Source organism: Pseudomonas juntendi (genome assembly GCF_009932375.1).
Lineage (GTDB): Bacteria > Pseudomonadota > Gammaproteobacteria > Pseudomonadales > Pseudomonadaceae > Aquipseudomonas > Aquipseudomonas juntendi.
Window position 1 is genome coordinate 1 of sequence record NZ_BLJG01000462.1, and the last position, 276, is coordinate 276.

Genomic DNA, 276 nt, shown 5'->3' on the forward strand with positions numbered 1-276 from the left:
GCAGGCGCAGGTTGCGCCGTTCGTAACCACGGCCCTGCACCGGCGCACTGGCTTCGATACCTTCGACCATGCCGATGTAGCCACACAGCAGGCTGGCGGCGATGGCCAGGTAGGGGTTGGCGTCAGCGCCCGGCAGGCGGTTCTCGACCCGGCGGCTCTGCGGGCCGGCATCCGGTACACGCAAACCGACGGTGCGGTTTTCTTCGCCCCATTCCACGTTGACCGGCGCCGATGTGTCGGGCAGGAAGCGGCGGAAGGAATTGACGTTGGGGGCGA

Annotated in this window: 1 pseudogene; it reads right to left on the reverse strand. The window is 67.8% G+C overall.

Features of this window, described 5'->3' with window-relative positions:
* Positions 1-276: pseudogene (locus GYA94_RS26740) on the reverse strand (glutamine synthetase); the annotation flags it as partial.